Source organism: Xanthomonas sp. LMG 12460, assembly GCF_009192895.1.
Lineage (GTDB): Bacteria > Pseudomonadota > Gammaproteobacteria > Xanthomonadales > Xanthomonadaceae > Xanthomonas_A > Xanthomonas_A sontii.
The window spans coordinates 1-1,573 of sequence record NZ_NKUH01000139.1; the positions used below are offsets into that span (position 1 = coordinate 1).

The 1,573-nt window shown below is 69.5% G+C and carries 3 protein-coding genes; 1 reads left to right on the forward strand and 2 read right to left on the reverse strand.

What is annotated here, in order from left to right:
• A partial coding sequence (locus CEK66_RS19860; RefSeq protein ID WP_152238041.1) for a prolyl oligopeptidase family serine peptidase occupies nt 1–466 on the forward strand: 466 nt, incomplete at its 5' end.
• A gap of 21 nt (nt 467–487) precedes the next feature.
• On the opposite strand, the gene CEK66_RS19865 is transcribed toward CEK66_RS19860, so the two are convergent.
• A complete protein-coding gene (locus CEK66_RS19865; protein ID WP_017909326.1) occupies nt 488–1,180 on the reverse strand; it encodes a glutathione S-transferase in 693 nt (230 codons plus the stop codon).
• Between the two features lie 204 nt (nt 1,181–1,384).
• Nucleotides 1,385–1,573: cold-shock protein (locus tag CEK66_RS19870; protein WP_304951743.1), on the reverse strand; the 189-nt coding region annotated here is incomplete at its 5' end.

Below are 1,573 nucleotides of genomic sequence, written 5' to 3' on the forward strand. Positions count from 1 at the left end.
GCTGGTGCTGATGGGCCACTCCGCCGGCGCGCACATCGCCGCGCTGCTGGCCACCGACGCTCATTGGCTGCAGGCGCAGGGCCTGTCGCCGCGGCAACTGTGCGGCCTGGTCGGGCTGGCCGGCCCCTACGACTTCCTGCCGCTGACCGATCCGGACCTGATCGGCATGTTCGGCCAGGACCCGGCGCAACAGCGGCGCTCGCAGCCGGTGAACTTCGTCGACGGCGACGAGCCGCCGGCGCTGCTGCTGCACGGCGACGCCGACACCGTGGTGGAGCCGCACAACAGCCAGTCGCTGCAGGCCGCGCTGGAGCGCGCCGGGGTACCGGCCGAACTGAAGACCTATCCCGGCGTCGGCCACATGCGCCTGGTGCTGGCGCTGCGCAAGGACGACCCGGCGCTGCCGGTCATGGCCGACAGCATCGCCTTCGTGCGTGCCTGCCCGGCACGTCCCGCCGCCCGCTGACCCGGACGACGCGGACGGAACTCAACCGTCCGCGCTGCCGAGCAGTTCGAATGGACCACCCTGCTGCAGCGCGCGCTGATAGGCGGGGCGCTGCTCGATCCGCTGCACGAACCCGGCCAGGTTCGGATGCGTCTGCAGGCCGATGCGCGCCGCGGCGGCCTGCACCGGGAAGCTCATCTGCACGTCCGCGGCGGTGAAGCGGTCGCCGGCGAACCAGCCGGTCTCGGCCAGTTCGCGCTCCATCCAGTCCAGGTGCAGGCGCACCTGCGGACCGACGAAACCATGCATCGCCTTGTCGACGATGGCCTTGGCGATCGGCCGCGCGAAGAACGGCATCTTCGCCGAGCGGATCCGCCCGAACACCAGGCTCATCAGCAGCGGCGGCATCGCCGACCCCTCGGCGTAGTGCATCCAGTAGCGGTAGCGCAGGCGCTCGGGCGAATCCAGCGGCTGCGGCGCCGGCGACAGCGTGCTGCCGGTGTCGTAGCGGTCCACCAGATAGTCGAGGATGGCCCCGGACTCGGCGAGGACGTGGCCGTCGTCCACCAGCACCGGCGACTTGCCCAGCGGATGGATCGCGCGCAGCTCGGGCGGCGCCAGCATGGTCTTGGGATCGCGCTGGTACTTGATCACCTGGTACGGCAGCGCCAGTTCCTCCAGCAACCACAGCACGCGCTGCGACCGGGACTGGTTGAGGTGATGCACGGTGATCATGGCGACGGCTCCGGAGCTCGGGGGCCGCCATGGTAGCCGGATGCAGGTGTGAACCCGCGCATGCAGGGCATCGTCGCTGCATCTGGCGCCATGGCGACGGCGCCGCGATCAGCGGGAACCCGCTGTCCGAAAAAAGAAACGCCCAAACAAAAACGCCGGAAGCTTGCGCTCCCGGCGTTCGGCACCTTGCGGTGGCAGGCGTCCTTAGACGGCCTGCACCTGGTCAGCCTGCATACCCTTCTGGCCCTGCACGGCGACGAAGGTCACCTTCTGGCCTTCCTGCAGCGACTTGAAGCCGGTGCCCTGGATCGCGCGGAAATGCACGAACAGGTCCGGGCCGCTTTCCGGGGTGATGAAGCCGAAGCCCTTGGCATCGTTGAACCACTTCACGGT

Excerpts from the sequence above, each read along its gene's own strand:
- CEK66_RS19865 (WP_017909326.1), bottom strand. The coding sequence starts at position 1,180 with ATGATCACCGTGCATCACCTCAACCAGTCCCGGTCGCAGCGCGTGCTG.